The 21,976-nt window shown below is 65.4% G+C and carries 16 protein-coding genes and 1 other RNA gene; 9 read left to right on the top strand and 8 right to left on the bottom strand.

Features of this window, described 5'->3' with window-relative positions; genetic code table 11:
* Positions 1–96 precede the first annotated feature (96 nt).
* Positions 97–819: a substrate-binding periplasmic protein gene (locus HNP46_RS16380; protein WP_184590768.1), complete on the top strand. Its 723-nt coding sequence runs from the start codon at positions 97–99 to the stop codon at positions 817–819.
* A 61-nt stretch (positions 820–880) separates the two neighbouring features.
* Here HNP46_RS16380 and ffs read toward each other — a convergent pair.
* Positions 881–977: signal recognition particle sRNA small type (ffs, locus tag HNP46_RS16375), an RNA gene on the bottom strand.
* 242 nt (positions 978–1,219) lie between these two features.
* On the opposite strand from ffs, the gene HNP46_RS16370 reads away from it, so the two are divergent.
* Complete coding sequence (locus HNP46_RS16370; protein WP_184590766.1) at positions 1,220–1,594, top strand: hypothetical protein; 375 nt, start codon at positions 1,220–1,222, stop codon at positions 1,592–1,594.
* A 6-nt stretch (positions 1,595–1,600) separates the two neighbouring features.
* On the opposite strand, the gene HNP46_RS16365 is transcribed toward HNP46_RS16370, so the two are convergent.
* The 6 genes from HNP46_RS16365 to HNP46_RS16340 form a co-directional block, all read right to left on the bottom strand.
* Entirely contained in the window at positions 1,601–1,978 is a 378-nt protein-coding gene (locus HNP46_RS16365) for a hypothetical protein (RefSeq protein ID WP_184590764.1), read from the bottom strand.
* Positions 1,979–2,066: 88 nt separating this feature from the next.
* Positions 2,067–2,345, bottom strand: coding sequence for an HU family DNA-binding protein (locus HNP46_RS16360; protein WP_184590762.1), 279 nt, complete (start codon positions 2,343–2,345; stop codon positions 2,067–2,069).
* Between the two features lie 53 nt (positions 2,346–2,398).
* On the bottom strand, positions 2,399–4,786 hold the full coding sequence (ligA, locus tag HNP46_RS16355; protein ID WP_184590760.1) for an NAD-dependent DNA ligase LigA: 2,388 nt from the start codon (positions 4,784–4,786) through the stop codon (positions 2,399–2,401).
* Positions 4,787–4,873: 87 nt separating this feature from the next.
* Complete coding sequence (zipA, locus tag HNP46_RS16350) at positions 4,874–5,767, bottom strand: cell division protein ZipA (protein WP_184590758.1); 894 nt, start codon at positions 5,765–5,767, stop codon at positions 4,874–4,876.
* A 298-nt stretch (positions 5,768–6,065) separates the two neighbouring features.
* Positions 6,066–9,554, bottom strand: coding sequence for a chromosome segregation protein SMC (smc, locus tag HNP46_RS16345; RefSeq protein ID WP_184590756.1), 3,489 nt, complete (start codon positions 9,552–9,554; stop codon positions 6,066–6,068).
* Positions 9,555–9,590: 36 nt separating this feature from the next.
* Positions 9,591–10,250, bottom strand: a complete 660-nt coding sequence (locus HNP46_RS16340; protein WP_184590754.1) for a GntR family transcriptional regulator — start codon at positions 10,248–10,250, stop codon at positions 9,591–9,593.
* Between the two features lie 182 nt (positions 10,251–10,432).
* Here HNP46_RS16340 and HNP46_RS16335 point away from each other — a divergent pair, with 182 nt between their 5' ends.
* From HNP46_RS16335 to guaD, 5 genes are all read left to right on the top strand, one after another.
* Complete coding sequence (locus HNP46_RS16335; protein ID WP_184590752.1) at positions 10,433–11,569, top strand: alkane 1-monooxygenase; 1,137 nt, start codon at positions 10,433–10,435, stop codon at positions 11,567–11,569.
* 352 nt (positions 11,570–11,921) lie between these two features.
* Complete coding sequence (xdhA, locus tag HNP46_RS16330; RefSeq protein ID WP_184590750.1) at positions 11,922–13,385, top strand: xanthine dehydrogenase small subunit; 1,464 nt, start codon at positions 11,922–11,924, stop codon at positions 13,383–13,385.
* Positions 13,378–15,768 (top strand): xanthine dehydrogenase molybdopterin binding subunit, encoded by a 2,391-nt coding sequence (gene xdhB, locus HNP46_RS16325; protein WP_184590748.1) that lies wholly within the window; start codon positions 13,378–13,380, stop codon positions 15,766–15,768. Before xdhA ends, xdhB begins: the two co-directional genes overlap by 8 nt.
* A gap of 217 nt (positions 15,769–15,985) precedes the next feature.
* Entirely contained in the window at positions 15,986–16,837 is an 852-nt protein-coding gene (gene xdhC / locus HNP46_RS16320; protein WP_184590746.1) for a xanthine dehydrogenase accessory protein XdhC, read from the top strand.
* A gap of 147 nt (positions 16,838–16,984) precedes the next feature.
* A complete protein-coding gene (gene guaD, locus HNP46_RS16315; protein ID WP_184590744.1) occupies positions 16,985–18,289 on the top strand; it encodes a guanine deaminase in 1,305 nt (434 codons plus the stop codon).
* 425 nt (positions 18,290–18,714) lie between these two features.
* On the opposite strand, the gene HNP46_RS16310 is transcribed toward guaD, so the two are convergent.
* A complete protein-coding gene (locus HNP46_RS16310) occupies positions 18,715–19,137 on the bottom strand; it encodes a universal stress protein (RefSeq protein ID WP_184590742.1) in 423 nt (140 codons plus the stop codon).
* A 165-nt stretch (positions 19,138–19,302) separates the two neighbouring features.
* Between HNP46_RS16310 and HNP46_RS16305 the strand changes: the two genes are divergently transcribed.
* Together HNP46_RS16305 and HNP46_RS16300 are read left to right on the top strand one after the other, a co-directional pair.
* Positions 19,303–20,226, top strand: a complete 924-nt coding sequence (locus HNP46_RS16305; protein ID WP_184590740.1) for a LysR family transcriptional regulator — start codon at positions 19,303–19,305, stop codon at positions 20,224–20,226.
* A gap of 163 nt (positions 20,227–20,389) precedes the next feature.
* Positions 20,390–21,973 (top strand): MFS transporter, encoded by a 1,584-nt coding sequence (locus HNP46_RS16300; RefSeq protein WP_184590737.1) that lies wholly within the window; start codon positions 20,390–20,392, stop codon positions 21,971–21,973.
* Positions 21,974–21,976 lie beyond the last annotated feature (3 nt).

Genomic DNA, 21,976 nt, shown 5'->3' with positions numbered 1-21,976 from the left:
AAATTGCACCCGAAGTCCGCACCGGTCGTTGTCGCATCTTGGCAAGGGCCGGGCTAAACGGCATTGTGTTGTCGTTCTGCCATCAACGGAGCCTTGATGCGCTTCCTTGCCACCGCCCTGCTGCTGACCGCCACCCTCGCCCAGGCCGACGACCGTCCCCTGCGCTTCTCGGTGGTCGACAGCTGGGCGATGCCACTGGCGCAGATCGAGAATGGCGAACTGACCGGCGGCATCCTCTTCGAGCTGTTCAATGAAACGGCGCATCAACTGGGCCGCACGCCGGTCTTCCACATCGTGCCGCGGGCACGGATCGAACAGGCGCTGCTGAGCCATTCGGTGGACGTCCGCTGCTACGTTTCGCACACCTGGATCGAACACGACTTCAGCGATTACAAGTGGTCCGCGCCGCTGCTGGTGCAGCGCGACCTGCTGGTGACCCGCGACGCCCCGGCGGACAACCTGGAGACCCTGTCCAGCCAGTCCATCGGCACCGTCCTGGGCTATCACTATCCGCGCCTGAAGCCGCTGCTGGACAGCCACTGGCTGATCCGCGACGAGGCGCGCAACCAGGAACTGGTGCTGAAGAAGCTGCGCATCGGCCGTTATCAATATGCGATCAGCAGCGAGTTTGCGTTGAACTGGTTCAATCGCGCACTGCCCGAGGCGGAGCGCCTGCGCATTGCCAGCGTGATCGAGGAGACGCCGCTGTCGTGCATGGTGCTGGACAGCCCGGAAGTGAACGCCGGCGAAGTGCTCTCGGCACTGGCGAAGATCAAGGCATCGGGGAAGATCGAGCAGATCCTGGATCACTACCGCTGAGGCGGTGAGTGCATCGACAGGCAGGGGGCGCGAGATTTTCCTGGCCCCGAAATGGAGGCGGCCCCGCCAGCCACACCCCGGCACACAATGTCCCCGCCTTGGCTGCTTCCTTCCGGACCTGACCAGGTAAGCGAGTAATCGTTGCGGGGGGACCGACAGGGCCACCATCGCGAGATCTCGCCAGATCGGCGAGCCGCGCCATTGTAGCGGCTTGAGCGCAACTTACAAGTACTTCAAGCACTTAGCTGCGTCCTACGCGCTATTCCTGACCTCCATCACGAATCAGCAACTCAATTCGCGGAAACACCCTACAAAACATTAAGAAATTTCTAATTGCGCCGACGCTTAAGGAAGAGCTCGTCACGCAATGACGGGCCATGACCGAGCGAGGAATGCCTGCATGTCCGTGTCTGCCGCCCTGCGATCCACCCCACTTGTCGCGCTGCTCTTCTGCGCTCCCTCGATGGCCTATGACGGCATCATCCATTTCAGCGGTGCGGTCGTCGAACCCACCTGCCAGGTCGGTCTCAGCGAGGTGACCTCGCGCAGCGCGCGGGTGAGCCTGAGCGACTGCAACCAGGCGATGACCATGATGCTCAACGAGCCGCGCGGTGCACTGCCGAGCGTCAGCTATCGGCTGACCGACACCCAGGGCCGTGCGCTGGGGAACGGTATCAAGGCAATCGGCGACGCCGACAGCGTCATCCGCGCGATCGCCAAGGGTGGCGTCGCGGCGGACAAGCGCAATGTGGTGCTGGTGGCCGAGTACCTGTAAGGGGCGTTATTGCCCCTGGAGCAGCCCTTCGGGCCGAGGCTGGGTGGAGACTTCCAGGTTCGGCCCGATGAACAGGTCCATCTTGCTGTAGCCCGGACGGGTGCTGAAGGTGGAATAACGCTCCGCGCCCTGGTGGAACTGGAACGCCACGCGGTATTCGCCCGAACGCCACAGGCGCAGCGGGAAGCTGCGCGCCTCGCCCGGCCGGATCTCGCCCGCGAGGGTTTCCTCGGCGTTTTCCTTGAAGCTGTAGCTCACCGCCGGACCGCCTTGCGCCTCGTAGTGCAGGACGATCTGCGGACGCTCGGTCCAGGCCACGTAGGCCCCGAACAGCAGTACCAGTGCCGCGACGCCCAGCAGGCGCTGCTTTCTTGCCTTGTCCATGTTGCTCTCCGACAACCAGTGGCCCGCCTCGTTCTGCATCGCGACGCAGGAGCCGGGACGGGCCGGCCGAATCAGTTCAGGCTGTCGATCAGTTCAAGCTATCGACCAGCGCCTTGGCGGGCACCAGGCGCACGGCCTTCTTCGCGGCGATCTCGATGGTCTTGCCGGTCTGCGGGTTGCGACCGGTACGCGCGGCGCGTTCGCTGACCTTGAGCTTGCCGATACCCGGCAGGGTCAGTTCACCGTCGTTCTCCAGGGAGTCCTGGGCGATCTGCGCCAGTTGCTCGAACACACCGCGCACGGCGGCCTGGGTCAGGTCGAGGGATTCGGCGATATCGCGAACCAGTTGGTCCTTGGTCATGGGCATGGGGTAACTCCTTGATGCGTTGATCTTGATTTGCTGATCGGAATAAAGGCGTGTCAGGCGCCGATACCGTGGTTGGCCAGCAGCTTGACCAGCTGCTCTTCGTCCATCACGGCGACGCCAAGTTCCTGGGCCTTGGCCAACTTTGAACCCGCTCCCGGTCCGGCAACCACACAATGGGTCTTCGCCGAGACGGAGCCGGCCACCTTGGCGCCCAGGCTTTCGAGTTTTTCCTTGGCGACGTCGCGGCTCATGGCCTCCAGGGTGCCGGTGAGCACCCAGGTCTGGCCGGCCAGCGGCAGGCCTTCGACGACCTTGCGCTCGCTGCGCCAGTGCATGCCGAATTCGGCCAGTTGCGCCTCGACGGCCCTGGCGCGCTCGACGCGGGCGACGTCGGCGAAATATTCGCGCACGGACTGCTTGGCCTTCTCGTTCACGCCCTTGAGCGTGCTGAGGTCCAGCCAGTCCTGGCTGAGGGTGATCAGGGCATCGAGGCTGCCCGTCTTGTCGGCCAGCTTCTCGGCGCCGGTGGCAGCGATGAAGGGGATGTTCAGCTTGTCGATGAAGCCCGCCAGCGTGGCGACGGCAGCGAACTCGGCGGACACCTCGCCCTCGTCCTGCAACTCGATACCGCGCTCCAGCAGTTGGTCGATCACTTCGAGGTTGTGTTCATCGCTGAAGAAGTTGTGGATCTCGTAGGCCACTTCGCCGCCGACGTCCGGCAGGTAGGTCAGCACTTCCGGCAGCGCTTTGCGGATGCGCGCCAGGGAACCCAGGGAGCGGGCCAGCAGCTTGGCGGTTTCCTCGCCCACGTCAGGAATGCCCAGGGCAAAGACGAAGCGTGCCAGCGCAGGCTTGCGGCTGTCGGCGATGGCCGCGAGCAGGTTGCGCGTGGAAACCTCGGCGAAGCCTTCCAGCTCGATGACCCGTTCGAAGGTGAGCGTGTAGAGATCGGCCGGGGACTTCACCAGCCCCTTGTCCACCAGCTGCTCGACGATCTTGTCGCCCAGGCCGTCGATATCCATGGCGCGGCGCGAGACGAAGTGGATGATCGCCTGCTTGAGCTGCGCCTGGCAGAACAGCCGGCCGACACAACGGTAGATGGCACCTTCGCTGACCGACTCCTTGCCCTTGCTGCGCTTGACCAGCTGGGTGCGCTCCACCTGCGAGCCGCACACCGGGCACTGGGTGGGAATCTCCACCGGCCGCGCATCGGCCGGGCGGCGCTCGGTGACGACCTGCATGACCTGCGGGATCACGTCGCCGGCGCGGCGGATGATCACCGTGTCGCCGATCATCAGACCCAGGCGCGCCACCTCGTCCATGTTGTGCAGGGTGGCGTTGGAGACGGTGACGCCGGCTACCTGCACCGGCTTCAGGCGCGCCACGGGCGTCACCGCGCCGGTGCGGCCGACCTGGAACTCCACGTCGAGCAGCTCGGTGAGCTCTTCGCGTGCCGGGAACTTGTGGGCGATGGCCCAGCGCGGCTCACGGGCGCGGAAGCCCAGTTCGCGCTGGAAGTCGATGCGGTTGACCTTGAACACCACGCCGTCGATCTCGTAGGCCAGGCTGTCGCGACGGGTGCCGATGTCTTCGTAATAGGCACGGCACAGTTCCACGCCCTTGACCAGCGTCAACTCTCGACTGATAGGCACACCCCAACCCTTGAAGGCCTGGAGGATGTCGTACTGGGTGCCGGGCAGCGTACCGCCCTCGACGCGACCAAAACCGTAGCAGCAGAACTCCAGCGGACGGCTGGCGGTGATCTTCGAATCCAGCTGGCGCAGGCTGCCGGCGGCGGCGTTGCGCGGGTTGGCGAAGGTCTTGCCGCCGGCTTCCATCTGCCGCTCATTCAGTGCTTCGAAGCCGGCCTTGGACATGAAGACTTCGCCGCGCACTTCCAGCACCGCCGGCCAGCCTTCGCCCTTCAGGCGCAGCGGCACGTTGCGGATGGTGCGCACGTTGACGCTGATGTCCTCGCCGGTAGTGCCGTCGCCACGGGTGGCGCCACGGGTCAGCACGCCGTTTTCGTACAGCAGGCTGACTGCCAGACCATCCAGCTTGGGTTCGCAGCTGTATTCCACTTCGGCGCCACCGCCCAGCAGGTCACCGGCCGGCAACTGGTCGGCCAGGCCCTCGCGCACGCGGCGGTCGAAGTCGCTCAGGTCCTGTCCCTCGAAGGCGTTGCCCAGGCTGAGCATCGGCACTTCGTGGCGCACCTCGCCAAAGGCCGAGGCGGCCGCACCGCCGACACGCTGGGTCGGCGACTCGGGGGTGACCAGTTCGGGATGCTCGGTCTCCAGCGCCTTCAGTTCGCGGAACAGGCGGTCGTACTCGGCGTCCGGTACGCTCGGCTCGTCGAGCACGTAGTAGCGGTAGTTGTGGTCGTCGAGTTCGCTGCGCAGCTGGGCAATGCGTTCGGCAGCGGTCTGGGAGTCGGTCATGCGGGAGTCTCGGGCGGCTTTCTGCGTAAGGTAGAAATACGAAGCCCCAAGGGTCGCTTGGGGCTTCGCGTGCAGCGTGGGAGAAGCTTAGCGCTTCTGAGTCAGGGCGCGGCGCTCGAAATCGATGATGCGCTGGCGGTAGTGCTCGATGGTCTGTGCGGTCATCACGCTGCGCTGCTCGTCCTTCAGCTCGCCATTGAGCTCCTGGGCCAGCTTGCGCGCGGCGGCGATCATCACGTCGAACGCCTGTTTGGGATGGCGCGGGCCCGGCAGGCCGAGGAAGAAGCTCACGGCGCGGGTGCTGAACTGGTCGATGTTGTCCAGATCGAAGGTGCCCGGCTTGACCGCATTGGCCATGGAGAACAGCACTTCGCCGTTGCCGGCCATGCTCTCGTGGCGGTGGAAGATGTCCATCTCGCCGTAGCGCAGGCCGCTCTCCAGGATGTTCTGCAGCAGCGCCGGGCCCTTGAAGCCGTTCTCGTCGCGGCTGATGACGTTGATGATCAGCACTTCCTCGACCGGAGCCTGGGATGCGGCAGGAGCAGCAGTGGCAGCGGGAGCGACACGCTCCTTGTCCTTCTTGCGCTCCTTGCGGGGCTTTTCCTTCTCCTGCGGCGCTTCGTCCAGCGGGTTGGGGAAATCCTCTTCGTCCAGCGGGCCGAGCAGGTTCGGCGCCGGGTCGTCCAGGTTCAGGTCGCCCTGGCGCGGCTCGCCGCGGCGCTTGCCGCGCGACTCCTTGGCGCTGACCCTGGGCAGGTCTTCCTCGTCCAGTTCCGGCTCGCGGTGTTCGACCACCCGGGACGGCCCGAGCAGTTCAGGGTTGCCTTCATCCCCGTCATCGGGCTGGTTGGCAAACTGACGATCCAGTTTGAAGCGCAACTTGCCCTTGCCACCCCGCATGCGACGCCAGCCGTCGAACAGAATGCCGGCGATCACGATAAGCCCAATGACGATCAGCCATTCGCGCAGACCGATATCCATCTAATCCCGTAGCCCCTGAACAAAAAATGATGATGAAGAAAAAGGACGTCCTATCCCTTGAAAACGTGGAGCCAACTTCCTGTTCCAGCTGATGTTTTCCACGCGATACAAAAGTGGTCGTTAAGCTAACACGCCCTCACATAACTTTACACTGCCTGAGGCGACACTCCGCGGTGCTCTTTGCAACTTTTCATAGCCAGTTGCAGCGTTACTTGGCGAATGCGACCTATTCCTGCCAAATCAATAGCTTAGACTTGTAAAAAGGCATCCTGCCAGCACTCTCGGCAGGCACCGGTGATCAGGCTTCGGCCAAGGCGACCGCTTCTTCCACATCCACTGCCACCAGACGCGAACAACCCGGTTCGTGCATGGTCACGCCCATCAACTGATCGGCCATCTCCATGGCGATCTTGTTGTGGGTGATATAGATGAACTGCACTTTCTCCGACATCTCCTTCACCAGCCGCGCATAACGGCCGACGTTGGCATCGTCCAGCGGCGCGTCGACTTCGTCGAGCATGCAGAACGGTGCCGGGTTCAGCTGGAAGATCGCAAACACCAGCGCCAGAGCGGTCAGGGCCTTCTCGCCACCGGACAGCAGATGGATAGTGCTGTTCTTCTTGCCCGGCGGGCGCGCCATGATCGCCACCCCGGTATCGAGTAGATCCTCGCCGGTAAGTTCCAGATAGGCGTGACCGCCGCCGAAAACCTTGGGGAACAATGCCTGAAGGCCAGCATTGATCTGGTCGAAGGTTTCCTTGAAGCGGTTGCGGGTCTCCTTGTCGATCTTGCGGATGACGTTTTCCAGGGTTTCCAACGCTTCCACCAGGTCGTCGTTCTGGTCGTCCAGGTAGCGTTTGCGCTCGGACTGCTGCTGGTATTCCTCGATGGCCGCGAGGTTGATCGGCCCCAGGCGAGCGATGCGCGCGGCGAGTTCTTCCAGGCGGGTTTCCCAGACCTTTTCGGCAGCGTCGTGGGGCAGCGTGCCCAGCACGCCGTGCAAGTCGTAGCCATCCTCGTGGAGTTGCTCCTGCAGCGACTTGCGGCGCACGTTCAGGGCCTGCCACTCCATGCGCTGCTGCTCCAGCTGGCCGCGCAGCAGTTGCGACTGCTGCTCGGCCTGGGTGCGGCGCTTCTCGGCGTCGCGCAGCTGGCGGTCGGCGTCTTCCAGGGCGAGACGGGCATGCTTGAGCTCGTCTTCCACGGCCATGCGCCGGTCGAGCAGCTCTTCCAGGCGCATGCGCAACTCTTCCAGCGGCGCGGCGCCCTCCTCCAGGTTGAGGTTGAGCTGCTCGCAACGCTCGACCAGGCGCACGGCCTGGCTGTCCAGGCGCTCCAGCGCCTGGCGGGTGGACTCATGCTGGGCGCGCAGGGAACCGACGCGCACGGCCAGTTGGTGAGCGTGGTCCTTGTGCTGGCGGGATTCCTGGCGAATGCGGTCGAGCTTCTCGCGCATGCCGTCGCGTTCGGCCAGCAGGGATTCGCGGCGTTCGGTATCCACCGCCATGGCGTCCAGCGCTTCCTGCAGGCTGAGGCGGGCTTCGCCCAGCTGCTCCTGCTCGACGGCGTGCTGCTCGGCCAGTTCGGCCAACTCCTCGTCCAGACGGCGGCGGCGCAGGGTCAGTTGCTCGACCTTGGCCTGCTGCGCGGACAGCTGCGCCTTCAGCTCGCCCTGGCGGCGGCCCTCGTCCTGCAGGCGGCGACGCACCTGGTCGCGGCCTTCCTCGGCCTGGCGCTGCTCGTCGCGCAGGCGCACCAGTTGTTCGTCGATTTCGGCGAGGCGCTGCTCCAGCGCCTCGCGCTCGGCGTACAGGCGCTCCAGCTCCTGGCCACGAGCGAGCACACCGCCATCGGCGGATTCGCCACGGCGAACACGCAGGAAGTTGCGGCCGACCCAGTAGCCATCGCGGCTGATCAGGCTTTCGCCGTCGCCCAGCGATGCGCGCTGGGCCAGTGCCTGCTCCAGGCTTTCCACGGGGCGCACGCGGCCCAGCCAGTAACTCAGGTCAACGCTGGTCTCGACCTTGTCCAGCAGGCTGCCGGGACGGGAAACGGTGCCGGCGGCCAGATCGAGCAGGCGTAGCTCGCCCTTCTCCAGCGCATCGAACGGCAGGCCTTTCACATCGTCCAGCAGCACGCCGTGCAGGTCGGCGCCGAGCACGGTTTCCACCGCCAGCTCCCAGCCCGGCTGCACGCGCAGGCCTTCGGCGAGGCGCGGGCGCTGCTCCAGCCCTTGCTGGCGCAACCATTGCGCGGTGCCGTCGCCCGGATCGAGCGCGGCCTGCTGCAGCGCTTCCAGCGATGCGATGCGGCCATTCAGGCGCTGCAGCTCGCCCTGCGCCTGATGCTGCGCGGCGCTGCTTTCCTGCAGGGACTGGCGCACGCGCTCCAGGCGCTCGGCCAGTTCCTGTTCTTCGATCTGCGACTCTTCCAGCAGCAGTTCGATGGCGGCAACCTGTTCGCCCAGCTCGAGGATCGCGGCGTCTTCCGGGTCGGCAGCCAACTGCGTGCGCTCTTCGCGCAAGCGGCGCTGGCGTTCTCCCTGGCGCTCCAGGCTCTGCTCCAGGTGCTGGATGCGCGACTGCTGCACCTCCGCTTCGCGGCGCGGCTCGGCGCTCTGCTGGTTGAAGGCGTCCCAGCGCTGCTGCCAGTCGTGCATGCGCTGCTCGGCGTCTTCCAGGCCGACGCTGGCCTCTTCGGCGGCAGCGGCGCTGATTTCCTGCTCCGGCGCCAGACGCTCCAGTTCCTCACCCAGGGTGGCGAGCAGGGTGCGATCGTGGCCCAGGTGGGATTCGGTTTCCTGGCGGGTCTTCTCGGCCTCGCGCAGGTCGTCCTGCAACTGACGCAGGCGCTGCTGGCCGTGCTGGATGCTCTGCTCGACGCGAGCGATGTCGCCGCCCACGGAATAGAAGCGGCCCTGCACCTGGTTGAAGGTTTCCGACAGCTCGTGGTGGCCGTCGCGCAGGCGCTCGATACTGGCATCGGCGCTGCGCTGCTCGGCCACCAGGGCCTCGAAGGCCACTTCCTGGTCGCCGATGACCTTTTCCTTCTGCCCGACCTGCTCGTTCAGGTCGCGCCAGCGCAGGGCGCCGAGCTGGGCCTTGAGGGTGCGTTCCTCGGCCTTGAATTCCTGGTACTTCTCCGCCGACTGGGCCTGGCGGTGCAGGCGTTCGAGCTGGCGTTCCAGTTCTTCGCGCAGGTCGGTCAGGCGCGCGAGGTTCTCCTGGGTGCGGCGGATACGGTTCTCGGTCTCGCGGCGGCGCTCCTTGTACTTGGAGATGCCGGCGGCTTCCTCGATGAAGTTGCGCAGGTCCTCCGGCTTGGCCTCGATCAGCTTGGAGATCATGCCCTGCTCGATGATCGAGTAGCTGCGCGGGCCCAGGCCGGTGCCGAGGAAGATGTCGGTGATGTCGCGACGCCGGCATTTGGTGCCGTTGAGGAAGTAGGTGTTCTGCCCGTCGCGGGTCACGCGGCGGCGGATGGATATCTCGGCGTAGCTGGCGTATTCGCCCAGCAGGGTCTGGTCGGAGTTGTCGAACACCAGTTCGATGGACGCCTGGGTCACCGGCTTGCGCGTGTTGGAGCCATTGAAGATGACGTCGGTCATCGACTCGCCACGGAGGTTCTTCGCCGAACTCTCGCCCATCACCCAGCGAACGGCGTCGATGATGTTGGACTTGCCGCAGCCGTTGGGACCGACCACGGCCGCCATGTTGCTCGGGAAGTTGACCGTCGTCGGGTCGACGAAGGACTTGAAGCCCGCCAGCTTGATGCACTTGAGCCGCATGCGCCCTCTTCCCCCTTTCTCTTCTGATTAGCGAGCTTATCGTTCAGCCAGTGCGGCCAGGACCAGTTGGCTGTTGTGCCGCCCGTAATCGAGCAGGACCTCGCGGATGCCCGCCTCGTCGCGGCCGACCACCGCGCGCAACAGGCTCTCGAAGCTGCCGATGAACTGGCTCATCTCGCCTTTGCGGCGTTCCAGGGCCAGATGATAGGTGCGACTGATGGCCGGCAGGAGATTTTCCACGGTTTCCTGCAGGTAGGGGTTGGCGGCGAACGGGAAGGCGGCGCGCATGATGTCGAAACTGGATTCGACGAAGGCGTTGATGTCGCCGCGTTCGAGGTTGTCCAGCAGGCGCTGCTGGATGGCCATGAAGGGCGCGAGGTCGGCTTCCTCGCGCCAGGTCCGCGCCACGCTGCTGGCGAGCATGATGTACAGCTCCATCACCAGCGAATAGAGGCTTTCGACGTGCGCCGCCGACAGCTCGGAGACCTGCGCACCCCGGCGCGGCAGGATCACCACCAGGTGGCGACGTTCGAGGATCAGCAGCGCTTCGCGCACCGAGCCGCGGCTGACGTTGAGGGTCTGGGTGACCTTCTGTTCCTGGATGCGCTCACGTTCCTTGAGTTCGCCCCGGATGATGCGTTCGGCAAGGTGATGCGCGATCTGCTCAGCCAGGCTGTCCGGGGCCTTGAACGTCATGGTTGTCCTTAAGAATCGGGCGCTTTCGAGGGGGTGCTGCGGCCGCGAAGTGTAACACAGGGTGTTACCGCGCCATCCCCCGCCCAGGGGGAACGACAGAACAAAGGTTGGTGCGTGCGCCGGAAGTTTCAGGCGCAGGATTGTCTGACAATCCTACACAAGAGACGTATCGGGAGTCGTCCATGTTTGCCTTGTTCCTTTCCCCTGCCTGGATGTTGCGTCTCAAGAAAGCCGGTTACTGGATCTGGCTGGTGCCGGTGTTCGGTATTCCCGTCAGCTACTGGTGGTCATTCGGCAGCGAGTCCCCCAATGCCTGGCCCTGGCTGGTGATCACCGTGGTGTTCGGGGTGATCCCGCTGCTGGACTTCGTGGTCGGCCGCGACCCGGCCAACCCCGACGAGGTCGAGGAAGTCCCGCCCATGGAACGCGAGGGCTACTATCGCTTCCTCAGCCTGCTGACCGTGCCGCTGCTGCTGGGCATGCTGGTGTACGGCGGCTGGGTGCTGGCCACCTATGACGCCTGGAACTGGGTCGGCCAGCTGGGCTGGATTCTCTCGGTAGGCACGGTGATGGGCGCCATCGGCATCACCGTCTCCCACGAGCTGATTCACAAGGACCCGCAGCTGGAGCAGAACGCCGGCGGCCTGCTGCTGGCGGCGGTGTGCTACGCGGGTTTCAAGGTCGAGCATGTACGTGGTCATCACGTGCACGTCTCCACGCCGGAAGACGCCTCGTCCTCGCGCTACGGCCAGAGCCTCTATGCCTTCCTGCCCCATGCCTACAAGCACAACTTCCTCAACGCCTGGAAGCTGGAAACCGAGCGCCTCAAGCGCAAGGGCCTGCCGGCGCTGCACTGGCGCAACGAGCTGATCTGGTGGTACGTGATCAGCGCGCTGTTCCTGGTCGGCTTCAGCGTCGCTTTCGGCTGGATCGGCGCGCTGTATTTCATCGGCCAATCGGTGATGGCCTTCACCCTGCTGGAGATCGTCAACTACGTGGAGCACTACGGCCTGCACCGCCGCCGCCTGGACACCGGGCGCTATGAGCGGACCACCCACGAGCACTCCTGGAACAGCAACTTCCTGCTGACCAACCTGTTCCTCTTCCACCTGCAGCGCCATTCCGACCACCACGCCCACGCCAAGCGCCGCTACCAGGTGCTGCGCCACTTCGACGAGAGCCCGCAGTTGCCCAACGGCTACGCCGGGATGATCGTCCTCGCGCTGTTCCCGCCGCTCTGGCGCGCGGTGATGGACCGTCGCGTGCGCGCCTACTACGCCGGTGAGGAATACCAGCTGAGCGCCAGCCAGCAGGCCTGATCGACGAGTTCCACGCCTTGGCGGCAAGCCCTACCCCGGCTTGCCGCCTTTTTTCTTTCTGCCGCCGGGATCGAACCGCCCTTCGTAGGATGGCGTGGAGCGCAGCGATACCCATCACGCCTCGTGCGCAGACAGCATGGGTATCGCTCAGGCTCCACCCATCCTACGAAACGCTCAACGCCTGCGATCACGCGTATGACGAGCTCTCACATAAAGCCGTAATCCACCGTTCATCATCCGCTGAAAAACTTTCTGACCCTTTGGACAGAAATTTTATTGACTCAAAAGTCAGCTTTCCATAGATTCGCCTCCAGTGCCCTACCAAAAACAAGAATCAGCCTGGAGGCAAGCCTTGATCAGGTTCCTGCTCAATCGCGAGCTGCGTGTCGAAGACCGCCTCGATCCGAATCTCACCGTGCTCAACTACCTGCGCCAGACCCTGGGCAAGACCGGCACCAAGGAGGGTTGCGCCTCCGGTGACTGCGGCGCCTGCACCGTGGTGGTCGGCGAGCTGGTGGGCGAGGAAGGCGCCGAGCGCATCCGCTATCGCACCCTCAATTCCTGCCTGACCTTCGTCTCCTCGCTGCACGGCAAGCAGTTGATCAGCGTCGACGACCTGAAGCACCGTGGCGAACTGCACGGCGTGCAGCAGGCCATGGTCGACTGCCACGGCTCGCAGTGCGGCTTCTGCACCCCCGGCTTCGTCATGTCGCTGTTCGCCCTGCAGAAGAACACCGCCGGCGAGACCGCCGACGAGCGCAAGGCAGAAGCCCACGAAGCGCTGGCCGGCAACCTCTGCCGCTGCACCGGCTACCGCCCGATCCTGGATGCCGCCGAGCAGTCCTGCTGCCAGAAGCAGCCCGACCAGTTCGACGTCGCCCAGCCCGAGATCATCGCCCAGCTCAAAGCCATCGCGCCGACAGAAACCGCCGAGCTCAACAGCGGCGACAAGCGCTGCCTGCTGCCGCTGACCATCGCTGATCTGGCCGATATCTACACCGCCAACCCACAGGCGCGCCTGCTGGCCGGCGGCACCGACCTGGCGCTGGAAGTCACCCAGTTCCACCGCGAACTGCCGGTGATGATCTACGTCGGCCACGTCGAGGAAATGAAGCGCGTCGAAGTCTTCGACGACCGTATCGAGATCGGCGCGGCGACGCCGCTGACCGACTGCTACGAAACCCTCGCCCGCGACTACCCGGACTTCGGCGAACTGCTGCACCGCTTCGCCTCGCTGCAGATCCGCAACCAGGGCACCCTGGGCGGCAACATCGGCAACGCATCCCCCATCGGCGACTCGCCGCCGCTGCTGATCGCCCTCGGCGCGCGCCTGGTGCTGCGCAAGGGCAACGAGCGCCGCGAGCTGCCGATCGACGAATACTTCATCGACTACAAGGTCACCGCGCGCCAGGAAGGCGAGTTCATCGAGCAGGTGATCATCCCGCGTCCGCAGGCCAGCCAGGCGTTCCGCGCCTACAAGGTCTCCAAGCGCCTGGACGACGACATTTCCGCCGTCTGCGCCGCGTTCAACATCACCGTGGAAAACTGCAAGGTCACCGCCGTGCGCACCGGCTTCGGCGGCATGGCCGCGATCCCGAAGCGCGCCAAGGCCTGTGAAGCTGCGCTTCTCGGCCAGACCTTCAACAGCGCCACCTTCGAACGCGCCGCGCTGGCACTGAGCGAGGACTTCGCCCCGCTCACCGACTTCCGCGCAAGCAAGGAATACCGCCTGCTCACCGCGCAGAACCTGCTGCGCAAGTGCTTCCTGGAACTGGAAGCCCCTCAGGCCGTGACCCGGGTGACCCACTATGCATAAGCCCCAGAAGAGCCAGGAAGAACTCGCCGCGCTGTTCCGCGCCGACCTCACTACCGGCGTCGGTCGCAGCGTCAAGCACGAGAGCGCGCCCAAGCACGTCAGCGGCGAAGCGCAATACATCGACGACCGCCTGGAATTCCCCAACCAGTTGCACGTCTATGCCCGCATGAGCGACCGCGCCCACGCGCGCATCACCAGGCTCGACGTCAGCCCGTGCTACCAGTTCCCCGGTGTGGCCATCGCCATCACCAAGGATGACGTGCCCGGCCAGCTGGACATCGGCCCGGTAGTCGCCGGTGACCCGCTGCTGGCAGACGGCAAGGTCGAGTACGTCGGCCAGATGGTCATCGCCGTCGCCGCCGACAGCCTGGAAACCGCGCGCAAGGCGGCCATGGCGGCGATCATCGAGTACGAAGACCTTGAGCCGGTGCTCGACGTGGTCGAAGCGCTGCGCAAGAAGCACTTCGTGCTCGACAGCCACCAGCACAAGATCGGCGACTCGGAAGCCAAGCTGGCCACCGCGCCGAACCGCATCCAGGGCACCCTGCACATCGGTGGACAGGAGCACTTCTACCTGGAGACGCAGATTTCCTCGGTGATGCCCACCGAGGACGGCGGCGTGATCGTCTACACCTCCACGCAGAACCCCACCGAAGTACAGAAGCTGGTGGCCGAAGTACTGGGCATCTCCTTCAACAAGGTGGTCATCGACATGCGCCGCATGGGCGGCGGCTTCGGCGGCAAGGAAACCCAGGCCGCTGCACCTGCGTGCCTGTGCGCCGTGGTCGCGCGCCTCACCGGTCGCCCGGCGAAGATGCGCCTGCCGCGCGTCGAAGACATGCAGATGACCGGCAAGCGCCACCCCTTCTACGTCGAATACGACGTGGGCTTCGAGGACGACGGCCTGCTGCACGGCATCAACATCGAGCTGGCCGGCAACTGCGGCTACTCGCCGGACCTCTCCGGCTCCATCGTCGACCGCGCGATGTTCCACTCCGACAACGCCTACTTCCTCGGCAACGCCACGGTGAACGGTCACCGCTGCAAGACCAACACCGCCTCGAACACCGCCTACCGCGGCTTCGGCGGCCCGCAGGGAATGGTCGCCATCGAGGAGATCATGGACGCGGTCGCCCGCCACCTGGGCAAGGACCCGCTGGAAGTGCGCAAGCGCAACTACTACGGCAAGGACGAGCGCAACGTCACCCACTACTACCAGCAGGTGGAACACAACCTGCTGGAGGAGATGACCGAGGAGCTGGAAGCCAGCGCCGAGTACGCCAAGCGCCGCGCCGAAATCCGCGCCTTCAACGCCAACAGCCCGGTGCTGAAGAAAGGCCTGTCGCTGACCCCGGTGAAATTCGGCATCAGCTTCACCGCCACCTTCTTGAACCAGGCCGGCGCGCTGATCCACATCTACACCGACGGCAGCATCCACCTGAACCATGGCGGCACCGAGATGGGCCAGGGCCTGAACACCAAGGTCGCCCAGGTGGTGGCCGAGGTCTTCCAGGTCGATATCGACCGCGTGCAGATCACCGCGACCAATACCGACAAGGTGCCGAACACCTCGCCGACCGCCGCTTCTTCCGGCGCCGACCTCAACGGCAAGGCCGCGCAGAACGCTGCCGAGATCATCCGCCAGCGTCTCGTGGAGTTCGCCGCCCGGCACTGGAAGGTGACCGAGGAAGACGTCGAGTTCCGCAACAATCAGGTGCGCGTGCGCGATCTCATCCTGCCCTTCGAGGAGCTGATCCAGCAGGCCTACTTCGGCCAGGTATCTCTCTCCTCCACCGGCTTCTACCGCACGCCGAAGATCTTCTACGACCGCAGCAAGGCGCGTGGCCGGCCGTTCTATTACTTCGCCTACGGCGTGTCCTGCTCGGAGGTGATCGTCGACACCCTCACCGGCGAGTACCGGATGCTGCGCAGCGACATCCTCCACGACGTCGGCGCCTCGCTGAACCCGGCCATCGACATCGGCCAGGTGGAAGGCGGCTTCGTCCAGGGCATGGGCTGGCTGACCATGGAAGAGCTGGTCTGGAACGCCAAGGGCAAGCTGATGACCAACGGCCCGGCGAGCTACAAGATTCCGGCCATCGCCGACATGCCGATCGACCTGCGGGTGAAGCTGGTGGAAAACCGCAAGAACCCGGAGCAGACGGTGTTCCACTCCAAGGCCGTCGGCGAGCCGCCGTTCATGCTCGGTATCTCGGTGTTCTGCGCGATCAAGGATGCCGTGGCGAGCCTCGCCGACTACCGCGCCCAGCCGCAGATCGACGCCCCGGCCACCCCCGAGCGCGTGCTCTGGGGCGTGGAGCAGATGCGCAAGCTGAAAGCTGCCCAGGCGGAGAAGGCACCGGCTCAGGTCGAGCCGGCGTGATGTGACCATGGGGCTCCGCTGGCAGGAAGAGGCGTCCCCACTTCCGTCCTCCACCCTGCCAGCGGCGCCCCTCCCTATGACCGTGGGACGCCTTGCGCGCAACACGAAACGACAGACCGTAGGGCGCATAACGCGGAACGCGTTATCCGCCATCGCCAATGCGGCGGATAACGCCCGAGGCGTTATGCGCCCTACGTTCAGCCTTGAGGTTCGTACGATGAACTGGATCAGTGCCCTCGCCGACCTGCAACAGCGCGCCGAAGCCTGCGTGCTGGTGACCATCATCGAAGAGCGCGGCTCGACCCCGCGCAACGCCGGCTCGAAGATGGTGGTCAGCGCCGACAAGCTCTACGACACCATCGGCGGCGGCCACCTCGAATTCAAGGCCATGGCCATCGCCCGCGAGATGCTGCAGGGCCGCGAGCGCGAGCCGAAACTGGAGCGCTTCAGCCTTGGCGCCAGCCTCGGCCAGTGCTGCGGCGGCGCCACCGTGCTGCTGTTCGAGCCCATGGGCCAGCCCCAGGCGCACATCGCCGTGTTCGGCGCCGGCCACGTCGGCCGCGCCCTGGTGCCGCTGCTCGCCAGCCTGCCGTGCAAGGTGCGCTGGATCGACTCCCGCGAGGCCGAATTCCCCGACTACATCCCCGAGGGCGTCACCCGCGCGATCAACGAAGAGGTGATTGACGAGATCGACGAGATGCCCGCCGGCAGCTACTTCATCGTCATGACCCACAACCACGCGCTGGACCTGGAGCTGACCGCGAAAATCCTCGAACGCGACGACTTCGCCTACTTCGGCCTGATCGGCTCGGACACCAAGCGCGCCAAGTTCGAACACCGGCTGCGCGACCGCGGTTTCGCCGCCGAGACCGTGCAACGCATGCGCTGCCCCATGGGCATCAGCGAAGTGAAAGGCAAGCTGCCGGTGGAGATCGCCGTGTCCATCGCCGGCGAAGTCATCGCCACCTACAACGCCACCTTCGGTCAGCAGACCAGTAAGGGGGAGAACACTGTGGCCAAACTGTTACCCACGAGCCGCCGCGCGCGTACCGCGCAAAGCGGCGCCTGATTTCCAACCTGCATGGCTTCGTGATGGGTATCGCTGCGCTCCACCCATCCTGCGGAACCATGACCAGCTTTTTGTAGGATGGGTGGAGCGAAGCGATACCCATCGAAAAGCGTCGCAAGACGCGCCAATCCGATTTGCGAGACATCGATGAGCACTCAAGCCAAAGCCTACCGCGCCAGCATCCTGCACAGCGTCGCCGACCCCGCCGAAGTCGGTGTGGAGCAGTCCTACCAGTACTTCGAGGACGGCATCCTGCTGGTGGAAGACGGCAAGGTCGCCCGCCTCGGCCACGCGGCCGAGCTGCTGCCGCAACTGGGCGGCGTCGAAGTGGTGGAATACCGCGACGCGCTGATCACCCCCGGCTTCATCGACACTCACATCCACTACCCGCAGACCGGCATGATCGCCTCCTACGGCGAGCAACTGCTGGACTGGCTGAACACCTACACCTTCCCCACCGAGAAGCAGTTTGCCGACCCGGCCCATGCTGCCGATGTAGCCGGCATCTTCCTCAAGGAACTGCTGCGCGCCGGCACCACCACCGCGCTGGTGTTCGGCACCGTGCACCCGCAGTCGGTGGATGCGCTGTTCGGCGCCGCCGAGAAGCTCGACCTGCGCCTGATCGCCGGCAAGGTGATGATGGACCGCAACGCGCCGGACTACCTGACCGACACCGCCGAATCCAGCTACACCGACAGCAAGGCGCTGATCGAGCGCTGGCACGGCAAGGGCCGCCTGCTCTACGCGGTGACCCCGCGCTTCGCTCCCACCAGCACCCCGGAACAACTCGACGTCGCCGGCCGCCTGCTCAAGGAACACCCGGGCGTGTACCTGCACACGCACCTGTCGGAAAACCTCAAGGAAATCGAGTGGGTCAAGGAACTGTTCCCGGAGCGCAAGGGCTACCTGGACGTCTACGACCACCACGGCCTGCTCGGCCCGCGCTCGGTGTTCGCCCACGGCGTGCACCTGTGCGATGGCGAGTGCCAGCGCCTGTCGGAAACCGGCTCGGCCGTGGCCTTCTGCCCGACCTCCAACCTGTTCCTCGGCAGTGGCCTGTTCGACCTGGCCAAGCTGGAGAAGCACAAGGTCAAGGTCGGCCTGGGCACCGACGTCGGCGCCGGCACCAGCTTCTCCCAGCTGCAGTCGCTGAACGAGGCCTACAAGGTCATGCAGCTGCAGGGCATCAAGCTCGACCCGTTCAAGTCGCTGTACCTGGCCACCCTCGGCGGCGCCCGCGCGCTGGAGCTGGAGGACAAGGTCGGCAGCTTCGCCCAGGGCAACGAGGCCGACTTCGTGGTCCTCGACTACAAGGCCACCCCGCTGCTGGACTACCGCCTGCAGCAGGCGAAAACCCTGGAGGAGAAACTCTTCGCACTGGTCATCCTCGGCGACGACCGTACCGTGAAGGAAACCTTCGCGCACGGCCGCAACGTGCATCGCCGCGGCTGACCCCTTACGGCTGCGGCGCCGGGTCCTCGCTCAGGACCAACCCGGCGCCGGGGCCGCTTTTCATTCTTCACCTGGCAGGAGCGCGCCCGCATTTCTCCGCTGAAGAACCGCCCGCTCCTGCAGGAACACTGCGTTCCCCGACAGATACAGGAGCAACTGTTTTTGTTCCGGAAATCTGTGCCTGGGTTTCCCCTCTCCCTAACCCTCTCCCTGAAGGGAGAGGGGACCGTTCGGTGAAGGAGGAAACCTTAGCGTCAGCCGGCACGGACAGCTCCCTCTCCCTTCGGAGCGGGGCGCGCAGCCAGGGCGGGGGAGAGGGAACGCGCTGGCACGGTATTCAGGTAGGAGCGGACCTTGTCCGCGAAGTCCATCCGCCACGCCGATTTCGCGGATAAGATCCGCTCCTACAAAAAGCAGCCTCGCTGCTATTCGCGCACCTCGACCAGCACCGGACAAGGCGCCCGCTCGATCACCCGCTGCCCCACCGATGGGTCCAGCAGACGTTCGATGCGCCCCAGGTGCCGGTGACCGATGACGATCAGGTCGCACGCCAGCCGCTCGGCTTCGCGCAGGATCGTCCGCGCCGGATCACCGGCCACCACGGCGCCAGATGCCACGCAAGGCTGCAACTGCGCCACCGCGTTATCCACCAATGCCTGGGCTTCGTGCTGCTCTTGCTCGGCCGGCGGGTATTCCAGCGCGTCCTGGCGCGGCATGGCGAAGGCGCGGTCCACGGCACACACCACATGGACCTGCGCGTCATTGCAGCGCGCCAGCTCCGCCGCGCTGGCGATGATGCGTGGCGACTGCGCCGCGCCGTCGATGGCCAACAGAATCCGTTTGAACATGCCCTTCTCCTACTTGAAACGAAATCCGCCGCCATTCTTCGGGCCAGGGCGCAGAGCGTAAAGGCACGCCAAACGTAATGAACCATTGCATGAAACGCACGCTTGCCCATTCGGGCCGTCGCAATGGAACATGCATGGCATCGCGCCAACCCATTCGGAGTCGCCATGGCCCTGCCCGATCTCAACCTGCTGGTCGCCCTCAACATCCTCCTTGAAGAAGGCAGCGTGGTCGGCGCCGCGCGGCGCATGCACCTCAGTGCGCCAGCGATGAGTCGCACGCTGTCGCGCATCCGCGAGGCGGTGGGCGACCCGATCATGGTTCGCGCTGGGCGCAACCTGGTGCCCACGCCCCGCGCCCTGCAGTTGCGCGAGGAAGTCAGCGACCTGGTGGAGCACGCCACGCGCCTGTTCAACGCCAAGGAAAACCTGCGCATGGATCAGCTCGAACGCTGCTTCGTGCTGCGTTCGAACAACGTGCTGGTGGGCGGCTTCGCCTCGCGCATGCTGGCAGTGATGAAGGAAGAAGCGCCGCGCTGCAGCCTGCGCATCGCCCCGGAGGCCGACTTCGACGACGAAGCCCTGCGGCAAAACCGCATCGACCTGTACATCGGCGCCACCTCGACCCTGGAGCCGGAAATCCGCACCCAGACGCTGTTCACCACCAGCTTCGTCGGCCTGGCGCGGCGCGACCACCCGATCTTCGACGACGAGATCACTGCCGAGCGCTTCGCCTCCTTCCCGCAGATCAGCGTCTCGCGGCGCGGCCGTGCCATCGGGCCGATCGACGAGGAACTGGCGAACCTGGGCCTGCGCCGGGAAATCCGCCTGACCGCACCGACCTTCCACTCCTCGATCTTCGCCCTGCTGGAATCCGACCTGGTGCTACCCATCGCCGAGCACTCGCTGTGGCGCCTGGACCGCCTGGGCTTCGCCCTGCGCCAGTTCGATATCCCGCTGCCGCTGAAATCCGTGGTGATCCTCCAGGCCTGGCACCCGCGCTTCGACAACGACCCGGCGCACAGCTGGCTGCGGCAGACGGTAAAGCGCGTGTGCATCGAATTACGAGAGAGTTCGGGCCTGCTGAGCTGATCGCCCAATAAGTGCACCAGACGCACTGATTAGCTGCAATCATTTCAATTTTCACAACCCAAGCCCTTCCCTAGACTCGGTCGCAAATACCCGAGTCCAATCCTATGCCTTGCACCTCACCGCCCACCGGCGGCGGCATCGGCCATCCCTATGGAGGCCGGCCATGACCGCGCTCGCCCCGCTTTCCGCTGCCGCGCCACCAGCGGCCGAAGCAACCGCCAAGCCCGTTGCCCAGCCGTTCGGCCTGCGCATCGTGGTCGGCATGCTCGGCGTGCTGATCGCCTCCCTCAGCGCCGGCCTCAACGAAAAGGTCACCGATCTGGCCATGACCGACGTGCACGGCGCGCTGTCCATCGGCCACGATGAAGGCACCTGGCTGCTCGCCCTGTACTCGGCGGCGCAGGTCGCGGCCATGGCCTTCGCGCCGTGGTTCTCGGTCACCATGTCGCTGCGCCGTTTCACCCTCGGTGCCATCGCCTGTTTCGCCCTGCTCGCGCTGCTCTGCCCATTCGCACCGAACGTCGAGACGCTCTACCTGCTGCGCCTGCTGCAGGGCTTTGCCGGTGGCTGCATGCCGCCGATGCTGATGACCGTGGCGCTGCGCTTCCTGCCGCCGGGGATCAAGCTCTACGGCCTGGGCGCCTATGCGCTGACGGCCACCTTCGCGCCGAACCTGGGCATGCCGTTGGCGGCGCTGTGGACCGAGTTCGTCGGCTGGCAATGGGTGTTCTGGCAGGTCATCCCGCTCTGCGCCGTAGCGCTGGCCGCCGTCGCCTGGGGAATCCCGCAGGACCCACTGCGCCTGGAACGCTTCCGTCAGTTCGACTACTTCGGCCTGGCCCTCGGCCTGCCAGGCGTCCTGATGCTGGTGATCGGCCTGCTGCAGGGCGAGCGCCTGGACTGGTTCGAGTCCGACCTGATCACCCTGCTGATGATCGGCGGCGCCGGGCTGCTGGTGGCGTTCTTCGTCAACGAATGGACGCATCCGTTGCCGTTCTTCCGCCTGGACATCCTCAAGCGGCGCAACTTCACCCACTCGCTGATCACCCTGGCCGGCGTGCTGGTGGTGCTCGGCGCCTGCTCCGGCGTACCGGCGTCCTACCTGGCCTCGGCCCACGGTTACCGGCCGCTGCAATCGGCGCCGATGGCGTTGCTGGTGGCACTGCCACAGCTGATCTCGCTGCCGTTGGTGGCCGCGCTGTGCAACATCCCGCGGGTGGATTGCCGCTGGGTGCTGGCCATCGGCATCAGCCTCTGCGGCGTGTCGGCGTTCGGCATGAGCCAACTGACCAGCGAATGGACGCGGGAGAATTTCTACTGGCTGCTGGCGCTGCAGATCATCGGCCAGCCGATGGCCATCGTGCCGCTGCTGATGTCCGCCACCAGCGTGGTCGCGCCCATCGAAGGGCCGTTCGCCTCGGCCTGGTTCAACAGCGTGCGTGGCTTCTCCGCGGTGATGGGCAGCGCCATCGTCTCGTTCCTCATGACCTGGCGCGAGCACTACCACTCCAACCGCCTGGTCGATCACCTGGGCAACGCCACGCAAGCCCTCGGCCTGCGCCTGGAGCAACTGGGCGGCGCCGACAGCATCGGCCGCCTGGCCGCCCAGGTGCGCGGCCAGGCCGGCGTGCTCGCTGCCTCCGACACGCTGCTGGCGATGGCCTGCCTGGCCGCCGCCCTGCTCGTGCTGATCCCCCTGCTGCCGCTGCGGGTCTACCCGCCGCGCCCTGTCATTCCCAATCAATGAAAG

It is taken from the genome of Pseudomonas nitroreducens, assembly GCF_014204515.1.
Taxonomy (GTDB): Bacteria; Pseudomonadota; Gammaproteobacteria; order Pseudomonadales; family Pseudomonadaceae; genus Pseudomonas; species Pseudomonas nitritireducens_A.
Note: the sequence above shows the minus strand (reverse complement) of the source record. Positions and strands in the feature narration are given on the sequence as shown.